Genomic DNA, 15,622 nt, shown 5'->3' on the forward strand with positions numbered 1-15,622 from the left:
GCCGGGCTGAAGCCGCGCACGCATTGGGAAACGTCGGAGGATGGATCATGGGTAAACTCAAGACTTATCAGGAACAGCTGCAGGACATCGTCGAAAAAGGCATCAACGCCGCCGAGGAGCAGCAGAAGAAGCTGGCCGCCAAGCCGTTTGAATACGCCGAGAAGCTGGAGTCCGAGGCGCGGGAATACAGCGTCAAGAGCTTGCGCAAGCGTTACGACAGCTACGCCGAAAGCCTGTTTGAGCAACTGCGCAGCCTGAACAGCCGCTTCGGCAACTTCGCGGCCGAGCTGGTGGCCAAGCTGGAGAAGGAAGTGGCGGAAGGCGCGGATGCGGTTTCCGAGGTGGCCGGGGAAGTGGCCGAAGCCGCCGAAGAAGCGAAGAAATCCGTGACCGAGAAGAAGCCGGCCGCCCGCAAGGCACCGGCCCGCAAGCCGGCTGCCACGGCCAAGAAAAGCTCTACGGCCTCGGCCTGATACGGGCTGCAGCACAAAAAGGCGTTGCCGATGGGCAACGCCTTTTTTCATGTGAAATGCGTTGACGGGACAGCGGCGCGGTCATTCGCTTCCGGACAGTTCCAGAGGCAGGGTCCGGGACTCTCCGGTGATCTCCTCCAGACGTTTGATGTCGGCCAGGAAGTCCTGCTTGAGTGCCTCGATTTCCTTTTGCTGGCTGGCGATTTCCCGCTCAATGTCCCGGATCTGTGACTCCAGGCGCTGGATCTTGGTCAGTACCGACTCCGGGATGTCCCGGCCGGCGCGCTCCAGGTCCGCTGCTTTGCTCTGCTCGTTGTCGAGCTGGGCGGAGATCACTGAAATGTTACCCCGCTTGAGTTTGATCAGCCCTTCCAGTTCGCGGATCTTCCGGTGCATGGCTTGAACTGCCTGGTCCGGTGTGGTGAAGCGCTTGAGCAGCAGTTCGTCGGCCTGGCGCTGGCGTTCCGCCTCCCGCTGCCGTTGCTTCTCCGCCTCCCGGGCGGCGATCTCCTCCGGCGTGGGGGCGGGGGGAATGGTCTCGATGACCCGGCCGGAGTTGCTCAGGATGTCGTAGCCCCGCCTGGTGGCTTCCTGAGGGATGGTGTTGCCGATCACGATCTGGCCATGCTCGTCAGTGTATCGGTACATCTGGGCCTGCGCCGGCGACGTCAGCACCAGCGCGGCGAGCAGAAGGCATGCGGAGGCGTAGGGCGACGGGCGTTTGTCCATGTTCAGACTCCGTAACGGTCTCGATACTGGGCAACCGTATCCACGTACGGGGCGAATTCGGGACGGCTTTTCAGGTAGTCGAGGATCTGCTCCAGGCGGATGATGCTGACCACCGGAATCCCGAACTCCTGCTCCACTTCCTGGATTGCGGAACGTTCGCCATTGCCCTTCTCCTGCCGGTCCAGAGCGATCAGGACGCCGGCGGGTTCGGCGCCGGCGCCACGAATAAGGTCGATCGACTCGCGGATGGCGGTACCGGCGGTGATCACGTCGTCCACGATCAGGACTCGGCCCGCGAGGGGCGCGCCCACGATATTGCCCCCCTCGCCGTGGTCCTTCTTCTCTTTGCGGTTGAAGGCAAAAGGTTTGCTGGTCCCCGAGCCGGCCAGCGCCATGGCGGTGACGGTGGCCAACGGAATGCCCTTATAGGCAGGTCCGAAAATGATGTCATAATCCAGCCCGCTGCGCGCGATGGCGGCGGCATAAGCTTTGCTTAACTGCAGCAGGTCGTCCCCGGTGTTGAACAGCCCCGCGTTGAAGAAGTAGGGGCTGGTCCGGCCGGACTTGAGCGTGAACTCTCCGAATCTCAGGACATTCCGTCGGATGGCAAACTCGATGAACGCGTGCTGATAGTCGTGCATGGCAAGGCTTCTGGCGGGTGTGGAACTTTAATTAAGGCGTAAAAACGGTATCATACACACAAACCGAATCAGGGAACACGTATGCGGGTAGTATCAATCAGCGTCAATGGCCTGGAACAGGCTGTTGAAAAGGGTTTCTTTGACTGGCTGGCGAAACAGGATGCTGACGTGGTATGCGTTCAGGATCACCGCATGCGGGCATACGAGGTAGAAGACAAGAACCTGATTCCGGAAGGGTACGAGGCCTACTTCATCGACGGCGAGAAGAACGAGCACGGCGGCGTGGGCATTTACACCCGTCATTTTCCCAAGGCCATCATGTATGGCTTCGCCAACGAGCAGGCCGATCGTGAAGGCCGGTTCCTGCAGGCCGATTTCGATAAGGTTTCTGTGGCCTCCGTGTTGGCTCCCTGCGCCCTGGGCCGGGAAGAGGAGCTCATCGGCGAGGACGACCTGACCGTCCTGGACCACAAGGACGAGTTCATGGAAGCCTTTGGACTGCATATGCAGAAGACCCTGCGCAAGCGGCGTCAGTTTATTTTCTGCGCCAACCTGCAGACCGCTCACCATGTCACCGACGCCAGCCCGCTGTACCACAAGCATGACTTCTCCGGGTTCCTGCCCCACGAGCGGGCATGGCTCGATCGCCTGTTTGATGAAATGGGTTGTGTCGATGCCTTCCGGGAAGTGAACAAGCAGAGCAACCAGTACACCTGGTGGCCGGAGCAGGCCGGGGGCGGCCGCCGCAGCGCGGGCATCCGGGTGGACTATCAGCTGCTGACCCCGGGTATTCGCAAGACCATTCTCGACGGCTGGATCGACGACAGCACCCGGTTTTCCGACCACGCGCCGGTGATTATGGATTACGACATCGACATTGGGTTCTGAGTACCGGAGCCGTCCCGTCGACGCACCCAAACAACCCGCGCCGACGGATAACGCATCAAAACAGGGCGCCCACGGGCGCCCTGTTTGTTAGGGTTCCTCGCCAGAGGGACGGTCAGTCCGCCAGGGCGACCTTCTGGATCTCGAACAGCCGGTCGATGCCCTGCCTGGCCAGCGTCAGCATCCGGTCCAGTTCCGCTTGGTCAAACGGAGCGCCTTCCGCCGTGCCCTGAATTTCGATGAAACCGCCCTGATCGGTCATGATCACGTTCATGTCGGTTTCCGCCTCTGAGTCCTCCGGGTAGTCCAGGTCCACCACCGGCGTGCCCCGATAGATGCCGACGGAAATCGCGGCCACCATTTGCTTCAGGGGCGAGCGGGGCAGGCGCTTCTCCGCCACCAGGAAGTTCAGCGCGTCGACCAGGGCCACGCAGCCGCCGGTGATCGACGCCGTGCGAGTGCCGCCATCGGCCTGGATGACGTCGCAGTCCACGGTGATGGTGTGTTCGCCCAGGGCCTCGAGGTTCACGGCGGCGCGCAGGGAGCGGCCAATCAGACGCTGGATCTCCACCGTACGCCCACCTTGCTTGCCGCGGGCGGCTTCCCGGCCCATGCGGCTGCCGGTCGAGCGGGGCAGCATGCCGTACTCGGCGGTGATCCAGCCCTTGCCCTCGCCGCGCAGAAACGGCGGCACCTTGTTTTCGACGGAGGCCGTGCAGATCACCTTGGTGTCCCCGAACTCCACCAGCACCGAGCCCTCGGCGTGGCGGGTGTAGTGCCGGGTGATACGAATGTCTCTGGGTTGTTCGGGCGCTCTGCCGCTTGGTCGCATAGTGTATCCTTCGTTGCTTGTGAATAACCGGACCGGGTCCGGGGAATCAGGGAAGGGGCGTGAGTATAGCATGGTGCCCCGTGATGACGGGGCCCGCGCCTTGCCCCTTTGGTCGGGGTCACCCCCGCCGGCCCCATCCTGCTAAACTGCTGCCATCAGCCATTCAGGATTGACCCTTGGAGAACCTATGATCCGGAGTATGACCGCCTTTGCCCGACAGGACGCCCGTGGTGAATGGGGTGTCCTGACCTGCGAGATCCGCACCGTGAACCACCGTTACCTGGAGCCCTCGTTCCGGTTGCCGGAAGCGCTTCGGGAACTGGAAAACCGGTTCCGCGAGACGCTGCGTCAACGCCTGCGTCGGGGCAAGGTGGATGTCTCCCTGCGTCTGCAGGGCGCCGAGGAATCGACCCCAGCGTTCGAGATCAACGACGACATCGCCAAGGCGGTGAACCACGCTGCCAATCACATCAATCGCATGCTCGACAACCCGGCCCACATCAGTGCCCTGGATATCCTGCGTTGGCCCGGGGTGCTGTCGGTGCCCGAACAGGATTATACCCCTGCCCGGGAAGCCGCGGTGTCTCTGTTCGACGCCACGGTGACGGAACTGGTGGTGGTCCGGGAGCGGGAAGGAGAGCGGTTGCGGCCGCTGTTCGAAGACCGCTTGGCCACCATGCGCCGTCTGGTAGCCGGTGTCCGCGCCCGCATGCCGGCCCTGCTGGACGCCCAGGAACGGACTCTGAGAGAGCGCTTCGAAAAGGCCAGGGTGGAGCTGGACCCGGAGCGGGTGGCTCAGGAAATGGTGCTCCTCGCCCAGAAAAGTGACGTGGCGGAGGAGCTGGACCGCCTGGATGCCCACATCAGCGAAGTCACCGAGACCCTGCAGCGGGACGAGGCCATCGGCCGGCGTCTGGATTTTCTGATGCAGGAGTTGAACCGCGAGGCCAACACCCTGAGCAGTAAGAGCATCGATGCCGACGTCACCCGCTCGGCGGTTGACCTGAAGGTGCTCATCGAGCAGATGCGCGAGCAGGTGCAGAATGTTGAGTAGCAAGCCACGCAGTGGACGTTTGAATTGGCGCGACCGGCGTCGTTTCGCATAAGATCACGGCCTCACCTCAACCCTACCGCTGACAAGAGGGAACAATATGGACATTACACTGATCGTCACAGGAGTGATCGCGGCTCTGGTTGTCGTCACCATCGCCAAATCCATGCGGATCGTGCCGCATGCGGAGTTGCATGTCATCGAGCGGCTGGGGCGGTTCAACCGGGTGCTCAGCGGTGGGCTCAACTTCATTGTGCCGTTTGTGGACACGGTGCGGGCCAAGTTCACCACCCAGGAGCAGCTGGTCAATCTGAATCCGCAGAGTGTGATCACCAAGGATAACGTGAGCATCACCATCGATGGCCTGGTTTATCTGCGGGTCAATGATGCGATGAAGGCCACCTACGAGATCGATGACCTTCAGACGGCAATCGCGCAGCTGGCGCAGACGACGCTCCGGGCCGAAATCGGCAAGATGGAGCTGGACGAGACGCTGTCCAGCCGGGAAGAAATGAACCAGTCCCTGCAACGGGCGCTGGACGAAGCCTCGGGCGGCTGGGGCGCCAAAGTGACCCGTGTTGAAATCAGCGACATTTCCGTGCCGCAGGACGTTCAGGAAGCCATGGAGCTGCAGCTGCGTGCGGCCCGTGAACGCCGGGCGATCGAGACCAAGGCGGCGGCGGACAAGAACGCCACCATCGCTAAAGCCGAAGGTGACCGCCAGCGGGTGTTTCTGGAGGCTGAAGCCATCGAGCGGATGGCCGAAGCGAAGAAGAAAGAGGAAATTCTCCTGGCCGAAGCGGCCCGCCAGCGGGAAATCCTGAATGCCGAGGGTCAGAAGCAGGCGCTCGAACTCATTGCCCAGGCGCTGCGGGACAATCCTCAGTCCGGTGAGTTTCTGCTTGCCAAGGACCGTATCCAGGCCTGGAACGGCATCGCCGCCTCGGACTCCCGGAACAAGGTGGTGGTGCCCTATGAAGCGGCGGAGTTGCTGGGCAGTCTGTCGCTGCTGAAAAACATGGTTGAGCCGCCCAAGGCACACCGACAAGTGGATTGATGCGATGGCCCGGGCGCTCCCGCCCGAGCCCCGTGTCCGGAGGGACGACAATGACATGGGCGTGGTGGATCTGGATTTCCGCCGGGGTGCTGCTGGTGACGGCCGAAGCGTTCCTCGGTTCCTTCGTGATTCTCTGGTTTGGTTTCGGTGCTGTACTCTCGGGCCTGCTGACGCTGCTGATGCCCGAGCTGCATCTGGGGGTCCAGCTGCTGATTGCGGTTCTCAGCGGGGCGGTATTGATGTTTTTGTTCCGTGATCGCTGGGTGGCCAGGGGCAACGCGGAAACCGATACCCTGTACACTTTCAGTGGCGGGCCGGGCGAGCTGAAAGTCAGTGCTTCGGGCGAAATGCGCGTGTCGGCCCGAGGGACCTACTGGATGATCGCCAACCCGCAGGTACTTCCGGAAGCGCAGCGCAGGGATGGCATGACGGTCGTGATCGAACGGTTTGAAAACAACCGTGCGGTGCTGGCCCCACCGGAGGCGGGGTGATGCCTGAGTGCTCCGGTCTGCCAGGCGCTTGCCTGAAGGTGCCCCCGGGGTGCGGGGGGCGAGCAAAGGCCGTATAATGGCCGGCTTTTCGGGCCGATACCCTTGGCCGCCCAATTCTGTTCGGGAGAGAGTGTGATGCGTCAGGCTGGAGAGCAGGGGACTCTTTTCGTGATTTCCGCGCCTTCGGGGGCTGGCAAGACCAGCCTGGTAAGTGCGCTGCTGGACCGCGACGAGGCGCTCAGTGTGTCGGTTTCCCATACCACCCGGCCGATGCGCGAGGGCGAGCGCGACGGGGTCAACTACCACTTCGTCACCCGAGAGGCATTCGAGGCGATGATCGCCCGGGGCGATTTCCTGGAGCACGCCGAGGTGTTCGGCAATTACTACGGCACGTCCCAGGTGTGGGTGCGCGAGGCGTTGGCCCAGGGCCGGGATGTGATCCTGGAGATCGACTGGCAGGGTGCCGAACAGGTGCGCCGGCTGATGTCCGGATGCGTAAGTATCTTCATTGTGCCGCCGTCCGCGGACGTGTTGCGCAACCGCCTGACCGGGCGGGGTACCGATGCGCCGGAGGTGGTGGAACGCCGGCTTCGGGAGGCCGCGGAGGAATGCCGTCACGCGGTTGAGTTCGATTACCTGGTGGTGAACGACGCGTTCGAGGTGGCGCTTGCCGATCTACAGGCGATTGTCCGCAGCCACCGTCTGCGGATGCCGGTGCAGCAGGTACGGCACCAGGCGTTGCTGGCGGGACTGTGCGAAAGCGCCTGATACGGGGATTTCCTGTATACAAATTGAGCCGCCGGCAGTAAACTGTGCGGCTTGCTGAATCAGTCATTCTATTTGTCGGGGAAGTTATGGCACGAGTTACCGTTGAAGATTGTCTGGAACACGTCGACAACCGTTTCCAGTTGGTGTTGCTGGCGACCAAGCGTGCCCGCCAGATCGCGACCAAGGGCGCGGAGCCGCTGGTCCCGGAAGAGAACGATAAGCCGACAGTGATTGCCCTGCGTGAAATCGCCGAAGGCAAGATCACTCGCGACCTGCTGAACGAAGACGACGACGATTGACGCCTGGCAGCCTTATTGGCTTGTTCGCAAATAAGAAGCATTGAAATCCGCCCCCGCAGTTTTATAGTGTATCTATAGAGTTGCTGGAAGGATCAGGAAGGACCCGGATGCGTGCATTCGGGTTTTTTTGTCCCTGAAATACGGAAACATGTGGAGGCGCGGTGTCGGCAGAGCCTACGGTCGAAGGGCTGGCGAAGGAGCTCAGTACCTACCTGGATACCAATCGCATCAATCAGGTGCGACGGGCCTACTATTACGCCGAACAGGCCCATGAGGGCCAAATGCGCAAGAGCGGCGACCGTTACATCACTCATCCGCTGGCGGTCGCCCGCATCCTCGCCGAGCTGAAACTGGACCATCAGAGCCTGATGGCTGCCATGCTCCACGACGTCATCGAGGATACGGGGATTCCGAAGGACGCCCTGGCCGAGCAGTTCGGGGAGGATGTGGCCGAGCTGGTGGATGGGGTCAGCAAGCTGACCCAGATCGAGTTTCGTTCCCGCGCCGAGGCCCAGGCCGAGAATTTCCAGAAAATGACCCTGGCCATGGCCAAGGACATCCGGGTCATCCTGGTGAAGCTGGCCGACCGCCTGCACAACATGCGCACGCTGGGCCCCATGCCCTACGAAAAGCGCCAGCGCATCGCCACCGAAACCCTCGATATCTACGCCCCCATCGCCAACCGCCTGGGGATGCACTCGATCTGTACCGAGCTGGAGGACCTGGGGTTCGCGGCGCTGTATCCGATGCGCGCGCGCTACATCCGCAAAGCGGTGGAGAAGCTGCGCGGCAGCCACCGGGAAATCATCGAGGAAATCCGGGGCAAGCTGCAGGCCAAGCTGGAGGAGCGTGGCCTGCCCGGGCGCATCCTGGGGCGCGAGAAACACCTGAACAGCATCTACAACAAGATGAAGTTCAAGCACAAGTCGTTCCACGAGATCATGGATGTCTACGCGTTTCGGATCATCACCGACACCGAGGACGACTGTTACCGCATTCTCGGTGCCGTGCACAGCCTTTACAAGCCCCTGCCCGGGCGTTTCAAGGACTATATCGCCATGCCCAAGGCCAACGGCTACCAGTCCCTGCACACTACGCTGTTCGGCATGCACGTGAACATCGAGATCCAGATCCGCACCGAGGAAATGGAACAGATCGCCAACAACGGCATCGCCGCGCACTGGATGTACAAGAACGAAGCGTCCAATGTCACCAGCGTGAACCAGGCCCGGGTGGACCGCTGGCTGAAGGGGCTGATGGAAATGCGGGAACGGGCGGACGATTCCCTGGAGTTCATCGAGCACGTCAAGGTAGACCTGTTCCCGGATGAAGTCTACGTCTTCACGCCCAAGGGCCGGATTCTGGAGTTGCCCAGCGGCGCCACACCGGTGGATTTTGCCTACGCCATCCACACCGACATCGGCAATGCCGCCGTGGCCTGCCGGATCAACCGCAACCTGGCCTCCCTGAGCCAGCCCCTGCAAAGTGGCCAGACCGTCGAAATCATCACCGCTCCCGGCGCCCGGCCGAACCCTGCCTGGCTCAGTTTCGTCGTGACCGGCAAGGCGCGCAGCAGCATCCGGCACGCGCTCAAGACCCAGAAGCGGGCCGAATCTCTGGAGCTGGGCCGCACGCTGCTGAAAAAATCCCTGAAAGGCTTTGGCACCAAGCTGTCGGAGATCAGCGATGCCCAGATCCAGGCTGTGGTCCGGCACAACCAAGTCAGCAGTTTCGATGACTTGGTCAGCGACATCGGGCTGGGCAATCGCATGGCGTATTTGGTGGCCCGGCAGCTGGTGCACGGCGCCGAGGGCTCGGACACCGCGACGGTGGAGGAAGCCCAGCCGGTGGACGGCGGCCCGGTGACCATCCGTGGCACGGAAGGCCTGCTGGTGCGGTTCGCCAGCTGCTGCAAGCCGATCCCCGGCGATCCGGTGGTCGGGGTGATGGACTCCGGCAAGGGCATGGTGATTCATTCCGACACCTGCTCACGGCTGCCGGACGATGACGAAGGCCGCGCCAGTCTGACCCACCTGAAGTGGGCGAAGGACATCACCAACGAGTTCGCGGTGGAGTTGCGGGTCGAGCTTGAACGTCAGCGTGGCATCATCGCCGAGCTGGCCAACGCGGTGGCCAAGGCGGACGGCAACATCGAACGGATCAACGTGGAAGAGCAGAACGCCAAGTTCAGTGTCGTCAGCCTGGTACTGCATGTGAGCGGCCGCAAACACCTGGCCCGGGTGATGCGGCGCATCCGGACCATCCGGGCGGTGACCCATATCAGCCGGGTCCGCCACTGAAGCCCGTTGCAAGACAGTTGACAGCCGCCTCGCGCAGGGGCGAGCATTGGCGTTTTGGACGAGAGGACAAGACAATCATGACCAACAAATCCGTCATCCAGACCGAAAACGCGCCTCAGGCCATCGGCACCTACTCACAGGCGGTCAAGGCCGGTGACACCGTATACCTGTCCGGCCAGATTCCGCTGGATCCCGAAACCATGGACGTGGTGCCGGGGGATTTCGCTGCCAAGACCCGGCAGGTGTTCGAAAACCTCAAGGCCGTGTGCGAAGCGGCCGGCGGTGGTCTGAAGGACATCGTCAAACTCAACATCTACATGACGGACCTGGCCAACTTCGCCACGGTCAACGAGATCATGGCCACCTACTTCCAGGAACCGTACCCGGCCCGGGCCGCCATCGGCGTCGCCGCGCTGCCGAAGGGCGTGCCCATCGAGATGGATGCGGTGATGGTACTCAGCTGATCAGCTGAGGCTGTCGATCACCTGCCGGTACCCCGCCCGATAGTTGGGGTACCGGAACTCGAAGCCGCTTTCCCGCAGGCGTCGGTTATCACAACGCTTGCTGCCCGCCCGCCCACCCTGGCGGGCATCTTCGGCCGGGGGCCGGCAGGGTACCTGCCGGCGCAACCAGGCCACCACCTCATCCAGCCGGGCCGGCTCGCTGTCACTGGCGAGATACACCGGCGCCAGCGCCTGCCCGTTCAGGGCTTGAGCCGTCAGATGGGTAACCACCCGAACCGCGTCTTCCTCGTGGATCCGGTTGCTGAAGGGCGCCGGGCTCACAGGGGCCACCCGCCCTTGCCGCACCTCCTCGAGAAACCGGGTTCGGGTTGGCCCGTAGATGCCACTGAAACGCACCACTGTGGCCGGATGGCCGCTGCCCAGGGCGAGTTGTTCGCCAGCCAGTATCTGCTGGCCGCTGAAGCTGCGGGGCTCGGTGGCGCTGCTCTCGTCCACCCATTCATCGTGATGCTGGGCGTACACGCTGGTGCTGCTGATGAACAGCAGCCGGGTCAGGGGCCGGGACCCCAGCGCGTCGATCAGGTTGCGCAGACCGGTGACGTAGGCGGTCCGGTAACCCGCCTCGTCGTACTGACTTGGCGTCAGGCAGTAGATAACGACGTCCAAGGCGTCCGGCAATGCCGGGCGCAGGCTGCCCGGCCGGCTCAGGTCGGCCGCGATGCCGGTGACCCCGGAAGGAATCCGGCGGATGTCCCGGCGCAGCCCGAACACCTGGGCCCGCCCCACCAGCGCCTGGGCGATCCGCCCCCCCAACTTGCCGCAGCCGGCGACCAGGATTTTTGTCGGGTGGGTGTTTTCAGTGATTGCCATAGGCAATTTCAATCCTTATGCTTTTACTCATAAATTCGCAACTGGTTCCTACCGACAGACCCGACCGGAGCTCGCCATGACTCTCACGGAGTTACGATACGTTGTTACCCTGGCCCGCGAACGGCATTTTGGCCGGGCGGCCGAGCGTTGCCATGTCAGCCAGCCGACCCTCAGCGTCGCCGTGAAGAAGCTCGAGGATGAGCTCGGGGTGCCGCTGTTCGAGCGCAGCAAGAGCAGCATTCGGGTCACCGAGACTGGCCAGCGTATCATAGAGCAGGCCCAGCGGGTGCTGGATCAGGTCAACGTGATCCGTGACATCGCCCAGGACGGTAAGAACCAGTTGAATTCACCGCTGAAGGTCGGGGCAATCTACACCATCGGCCCCTACCTGTTCCCCCATCTGTTACCGGAGTTGCGTCGTGCGGCTCCGGAGATGCCGCTGTTTATCGAGGAAAACTACACCGCCAACCTGCGCCAGAAACTGCGCCAGTCGGAGCTGGACGCGATCATCATCGCGCTGCCGTTCGAGGAACCGGAAGTGGTGACCATGCCCCTGTATGACGAGCCCTTCGTGGTTCTGCTGCCGGGCGGCCACCCGCTGACCCGGGAAACCCAGATCACCGCCGACCAGCTGGCCCGTGAGCAGTTGCTGCTGCTCGGCCCCGGGCACTGTTTCCGGGACCAGGTGCTGGAATCCTGCCCACCGCTGGTGGAGGCCATCACCAAACGGGTGGACCAGGGCTCGCCGTCGCTGGTGACCGAAGGCAGTTCCCTGGAAACCATCCGTCACATGGTGGCCTCGGGATTGGGCGTGACCGTGCTGCCGATGTCCGCAGCGACCGCCATGCAGTATCCGGAAGAAATCCTTGCCGTGCGTCCGTTCGCACCGCCGGTGCCGTTCCGGACGGTGGCGCTGGCCTGGCGGGTGACCTTCCCCCGGCCAAAGGCCATTGATGTACTGTCGCTGGCAGCCAGCCAGTGCCGGGTCATCGAGAAGGCGAAAACGGAAACACCGGCGGTGGCGGCAGCCTCCTGAGGCAACCGATGACCTCACTGGAAGATATTCCGGTCACCCAGTTAAAGGGGGTCGGCGAGGCCCTGGCGGGCAAGCTGGCCAAACTGGGAATTTCGAGTTTACAGGACCTGCTGTTTCACCTGCCGCACCGTTACGAGGACCGGACCCGCGTGATCCCCATGGGGCAGCTGCGGATCGGCGATGTCGCGGTGGTCGAGGGCGAGGTGATGAAAGCGGACCTGGTGATGGGGCGCCGCCGCAGCCTGCAGGTGACCCTCCGGGACGACACGGGCTTTCTGGTGATGCGCTTTTTTCACTTCACCGCGGCGCAAAAGGCTCAGCTGGCCGAGGGCGTCCGGGTTCGCTGTTTTGGCGAGGTGCGCCCGGGGCGCGCGGGCTACGAGTTCTACCATCCCGAATATCAGGTCAACCCGGCGCCGATGCCGCCGCCGGGTCAGGCCACCCTGACTCCGGTTTACCCATTGACCGAGGGCATTCAACAACCCCGCGTGCGCAGCCTGTGCCGACAGGCCCTGACCTATCTTGACCGCTACCCCATCCACGACTGGCTGCCACCGGAATTGCTGGCGGAGTACCAGCTGCCCGGCATTACCGAGGCGGTGCAATTGGTGCATGCCCCGCCGGCCGACGCACCCGTTCATCTGCTGATGGCGGGCCGGCACCCCGCCCAGCAACGGCTGGTGATGGAAGAGCTGCTGGCGCACCAGCTGAGCCTGTTGCAGGTCCGCCAGCAGATCCAGAGGCGCGAAGCCTTGCCGCTGTTGCCGGCCGGTGACCTGGTGGAGCGGTTCCTGGACCACCTGCCGTTCACGCTGACTCGGGCCCAGCGCCAGGTGGTCGCCGAGATCCGCCAGGATCTCAGCCAGCCTGTACCCATGCTGCGCTTGGTTCAGGGGGATGTGGGTTCGGGCAAGACGGTGGTGGCGGCGATGGCCGCGTTGCAGGCCATCGGTGCCGGGGCCCAGGTGGCTCTGATGGCGCCGACGGAAATCCTTGCCGAGCAGCACTACCAGAACTTCCGTGGCTGGTTCTCGCCACTGGGGCTGACCCTGGCCTGGTTGTCCGGAAAGATCAAGGGGCGTGCCCGGCAGCAGGCCCTGGAGGCGGTACGCACGGGGGCGGCCAGCGTGGTAATCGGTACCCATGCGCTGTTTCAGGAGGAAGTCGCCTTCGACCGGCTGGCACTGGTGATCATCGACGAACAGCACCGGTTCGGTGTGCATCAGCGCCTGGCCCTGAGGGAGAAGGGTGTGGGGGGGCGCCTGGCACCGCACCAGCTGATCATGACCGCGACGCCCATACCCAGGACGCTGGCGATGAGTGCCTATGCGGATCTCGACACGTCGGTGATCGATGAGTTGCCGCCGGGGCGCCAGCCGATTGAAACCATCGTCGTGCCCGATACTCGGCGGGACGACGTCATCGAGCGGGTCCGGCGGGCCTGCCGGGAAGGACGCCAGGCCTATTGGGTCTGTACCCTGATTGAGGAGTCCGAGGCGCTGCAGTGCCAGGCTGCCGAGGTGACGGCTGGGGAACTGGCCGAGCGTCTGCCGGAGTTGAAGGTCGGTCTGGTCCATGGTCGGCTCAAGGCTCAGGAGAAGGCCCGGGTGATGGACGAGTTCAAGTCTGGAACGCTGGATTTGCTGGTGGCCACCACCGTCATCGAGGTGGGCGTCGATGTTGCCAATGCCTCCCTGATCATCATTGAGAACCCCGAGCGGCTCGGCTTGGCCCAGTTGCATCAGCTGCGAGGCCGCGTTGGCCGAGGCAGCCAGGCCAGCTATTGTGTACTGCTGTACCACCCCCCCCTGTCGGCCAACGGCCGGGCCCGGTTGCAGGCCCTGCGGGACAGCCAGGACGGTTTCGTCATCGCGGAGAAGGACCTGGAAATCCGCGGGCCCGGTGAGGTGCTCGGTACACGCCAGACCGGCATGATGCAGTTCCGGCTGGCGGACTTCGAGCGGGACAAGGGCTGGATCGAGACGGTCCGGGACATGGCGCCACGGCTGATGGCGGATCACCGGGCCACGGGGGCTCTGATCAGGCGATGGCTGGGTGAAAACATTCGATATGGGGATGTCTGATCAACGTCTGTTGCGCGGCTCGCTGCGTATGTAATTGGGCAAACATGGAGCGGTGTCAAAGCCTGGCCGGATTCCTTACCCTATACTGAACACTGGGATATGAAGAGGGAAAGGGCGCCAGGAGGGTTTACAACAACAGTCGGGAGAAGTTTATGGACTTACCTGTCGCAGTGCAGCAGGCCCTTGGGGAGTCGGCTGCGGGTGTATCACTGCGGGATGCCAGCCAGGCCAATGCGCACCAGCTGTTGCGCATGGTCCTGCTGACCGATGGCCAGGAAAACCTGCAGGTCATCTGTCGTAAGGAGGACCTGATCGACCTGGAGCAACTCAACAAGGAACTCCATCGTGACTACCGGCTGATGAAGAGTCGGGACCAGCTCCGGGTCCGTGAACGAGCCGGCCTGAAGGCATTGCCCGCGCTGCCGTCCCTGACCGGCTGGCCGACGGTGATCGATGACAAGGTCGATCGACTGGAGTCGGTGGCACTGGAGCTGGGTGAGCAGAACCTGGCCATGGTTATGCCGGCGGCGGACTTCCAGTCTCTGACCCACAAGGCGGCGCGGCGCAGTTTCGCGGTGGACGTGTCCTCAATCGCCGTTAACCTCAATGAACCGGGCAAGGACCGGGACCAGCTCCACTCCGCCATAAAGAAGTTCACGGGCCTGCGCATCCAGCAGCGGCTGGATGACACTCTGGAATTGCCACCGCTGCCGGAGACGGCCCAACGCATCATTCATCTGAGAGTCAACCCCAATGCGGTGATGGGGGATCTGGTGGACATCGTTGAAAGTGACCCGAGTCTGGCGGCGCAGGTGGTGAGCTGGGCGTCATCCTCGTTCTATGCCGCGGCGGGCCAGGTTAAATCCGTGCACGACGCCGTGTCCCGGGTGCTGGGGTTCGATCTGGTGATGAACCTGGCCATGGGACTGTCGTTGGGTCGGGCGTTGAAACACCCGAAGGACCACCCGGACGGGTACGTGGATTACTGGCAGCAGGCCATCTGGCAGGCCCAGTCGGCCGGTGTCCTGGCCAGCATGATGCCCCGGGACCGGCGGCCGCTGTTTGGCCTGGCCTACTTGGCCGGGTTGCTGCACAACTTTGGCTATCTGCTGTTGGCCCAGGTATTCCCGCCGCACTTCAAACTGGTGTGCCGTTCTCTGGAAGTCAACCCGGACATCGACTCTTCCGTGACCGAGCACTATCTGCTTGGCATCACCCGTGAGCAGATGGCCGCGCAGCTGATGGAAAACTGGGGCATGCCGGACGAAGTCACGCTGGCGATCCGCTATCAGAAAAACCCTGGCTATGACGGTCCGCACAATGTCTATGCCCGCTTGTTGTGGCTGGGCCGGCAGTTGCTGACGCAGCGGGGCGTGGCCCTGGGCGCGGGCCAGGTGGTCGGCGATGATGTCTACGACGGTCTCGGGCTGGACCGGACACGGGTGGAAGCACAGTTTGACGAGCTGGTCGAAAGCAAGGACAGCATCATGGCCATGGCGGGGATGATGGGGCAATAGAAAAAGGCCGGCTCATGGCCGGCAAGCTCACCCGCTTGTTGCAGAGTCGTCCAAACGTGTCCAGGAGAAACAACGCAGGGTCGGGTTTGAAGGGGCAAACCCGACCCTGTCTTTTAATTTAGACA

The 15,622-nt window shown here is 62.9% G+C and carries 16 protein-coding genes; 12 read left to right on the top strand and 4 right to left on the bottom strand.

The features are described 5' to 3' along the window. The first annotated feature begins 47 nt into the window (after positions 1-47). Positions 48-473, top strand: coding sequence for a hypothetical protein (locus BTO32_RS16125; protein ID WP_076725691.1), 426 nt, complete (start codon positions 48-50; stop codon positions 471-473). Between the two features lie 81 nt (positions 474-554). Here BTO32_RS16125 and BTO32_RS16130 read toward each other — a convergent pair whose 3' ends face one another. Beyond that, entirely contained in the window at positions 555-1,202 is a 648-nt protein-coding gene (locus BTO32_RS16130; RefSeq protein WP_076725692.1) for a DUF4124 domain-containing protein, read from the bottom strand. Between the two features lie 2 nt (positions 1,203-1,204). Continuing rightward, entirely contained in the window at positions 1,205-1,843 is a 639-nt protein-coding gene (gene pyrE, locus BTO32_RS16135) for an orotate phosphoribosyltransferase (RefSeq protein ID WP_076725693.1), read from the bottom strand. 81 nt (positions 1,844-1,924) lie between these two features. Here pyrE and BTO32_RS16140 point away from each other — a divergent pair, with 81 nt between their 5' ends. Continuing rightward, positions 1,925-2,731 carry an exodeoxyribonuclease III gene (locus BTO32_RS16140; RefSeq protein WP_076725694.1) on the top strand — a complete coding sequence of 269 codons (807 nt, stop codon included), beginning with the start codon at positions 1,925-1,927 and terminating at the stop codon, positions 2,729-2,731. A 112-nt stretch (positions 2,732-2,843) separates the two neighbouring features. Here BTO32_RS16140 and rph read toward each other — a convergent pair whose 3' ends face one another. After that, positions 2,844-3,560: a ribonuclease PH gene (gene rph, locus BTO32_RS16145; RefSeq protein ID WP_076725695.1), complete on the bottom strand. Its 717-nt coding sequence runs from the start codon at positions 3,558-3,560 to the stop codon at positions 2,844-2,846. Between the two features lie 187 nt (positions 3,561-3,747). On the opposite strand from rph, the gene BTO32_RS16150 reads away from it, so the two are divergent. The 7 genes from BTO32_RS16150 to BTO32_RS16180 all read left to right on the top strand — a co-directional run bounded on the left by BTO32_RS16150 (position 3,748) and on the right by BTO32_RS16180 (position 9,990). After that, positions 3,748-4,614 (top strand): YicC/YloC family endoribonuclease, encoded by an 867-nt coding sequence (locus BTO32_RS16150; protein WP_076725696.1) that lies wholly within the window; start codon positions 3,748-3,750, stop codon positions 4,612-4,614. Between the two features lie 97 nt (positions 4,615-4,711). Further along, positions 4,712-5,668 (top strand): SPFH domain-containing protein, encoded by a 957-nt coding sequence (locus BTO32_RS16155; RefSeq protein ID WP_076725697.1) that lies wholly within the window; start codon positions 4,712-4,714, stop codon positions 5,666-5,668. A gap of 50 nt (positions 5,669-5,718) precedes the next feature. Beyond that, positions 5,719-6,159, top strand: a complete 441-nt coding sequence (locus BTO32_RS16160) for an NfeD family protein (protein ID WP_076725698.1) — start codon at positions 5,719-5,721, stop codon at positions 6,157-6,159. A gap of 135 nt (positions 6,160-6,294) precedes the next feature. Then, positions 6,295-6,927, top strand: coding sequence for a guanylate kinase (gene gmk / locus BTO32_RS16165; protein ID WP_076725699.1), 633 nt, complete (start codon positions 6,295-6,297; stop codon positions 6,925-6,927). 86 nt (positions 6,928-7,013) lie between these two features. Beyond that, the gene (gene rpoZ, locus BTO32_RS16170; RefSeq protein WP_076725700.1) at positions 7,014-7,226 is read left to right on the top strand and encodes a DNA-directed RNA polymerase subunit omega; all 213 of its coding nucleotides are present in this window, start codon (positions 7,014-7,016) and stop codon (positions 7,224-7,226) included. A gap of 161 nt (positions 7,227-7,387) precedes the next feature. Continuing rightward, positions 7,388-9,526, top strand: coding sequence for a RelA/SpoT family protein (locus tag BTO32_RS16175; RefSeq protein WP_076725701.1), 2,139 nt, complete (start codon positions 7,388-7,390; stop codon positions 9,524-9,526). 77 nt (positions 9,527-9,603) lie between these two features. Next, on the top strand, positions 9,604-9,990 hold the full coding sequence (locus tag BTO32_RS16180; RefSeq protein WP_076725702.1) for a RidA family protein: 387 nt from the start codon (positions 9,604-9,606) through the stop codon (positions 9,988-9,990). Here the strand turns inward: BTO32_RS16180 and BTO32_RS16185 are convergent, their stop codons facing one another. After that, positions 9,991-10,860 (bottom strand): NAD-dependent epimerase/dehydratase family protein, encoded by an 870-nt coding sequence (locus BTO32_RS16185; RefSeq protein ID WP_076725703.1) that lies wholly within the window; start codon positions 10,858-10,860, stop codon positions 9,991-9,993. Between the two features lie 76 nt (positions 10,861-10,936). On the opposite strand from BTO32_RS16185, the gene BTO32_RS16190 reads away from it, so the two are divergent. From BTO32_RS16190 to BTO32_RS16200, 3 genes are all read left to right on the top strand, one after another. Next, positions 10,937-11,896, top strand: a complete 960-nt coding sequence (locus BTO32_RS16190) for a hydrogen peroxide-inducible genes activator (protein WP_076725704.1) — start codon at positions 10,937-10,939, stop codon at positions 11,894-11,896. Positions 11,897-11,904: 8 nt separating this feature from the next. Then, positions 11,905-13,980 carry an ATP-dependent DNA helicase RecG gene (recG, locus tag BTO32_RS16195; RefSeq protein ID WP_076725705.1) on the top strand — a complete coding sequence of 692 codons (2,076 nt, stop codon included), beginning with the start codon at positions 11,905-11,907 and terminating at the stop codon, positions 13,978-13,980. Between the two features lie 152 nt (positions 13,981-14,132). Next, positions 14,133-15,497, top strand: a complete 1,365-nt coding sequence (locus BTO32_RS16200; protein WP_076725706.1) for an HDOD domain-containing protein — start codon at positions 14,133-14,135, stop codon at positions 15,495-15,497. The last annotated feature ends 125 nt before the right edge of the window (positions 15,498-15,622 follow it).

Source organism: Marinobacter lutaoensis (assembly GCF_001981305.1).
In the GTDB taxonomy this organism is placed as follows: domain Bacteria; phylum Pseudomonadota; class Gammaproteobacteria; order Pseudomonadales; family Oleiphilaceae; genus Marinobacter; species Marinobacter lutaoensis.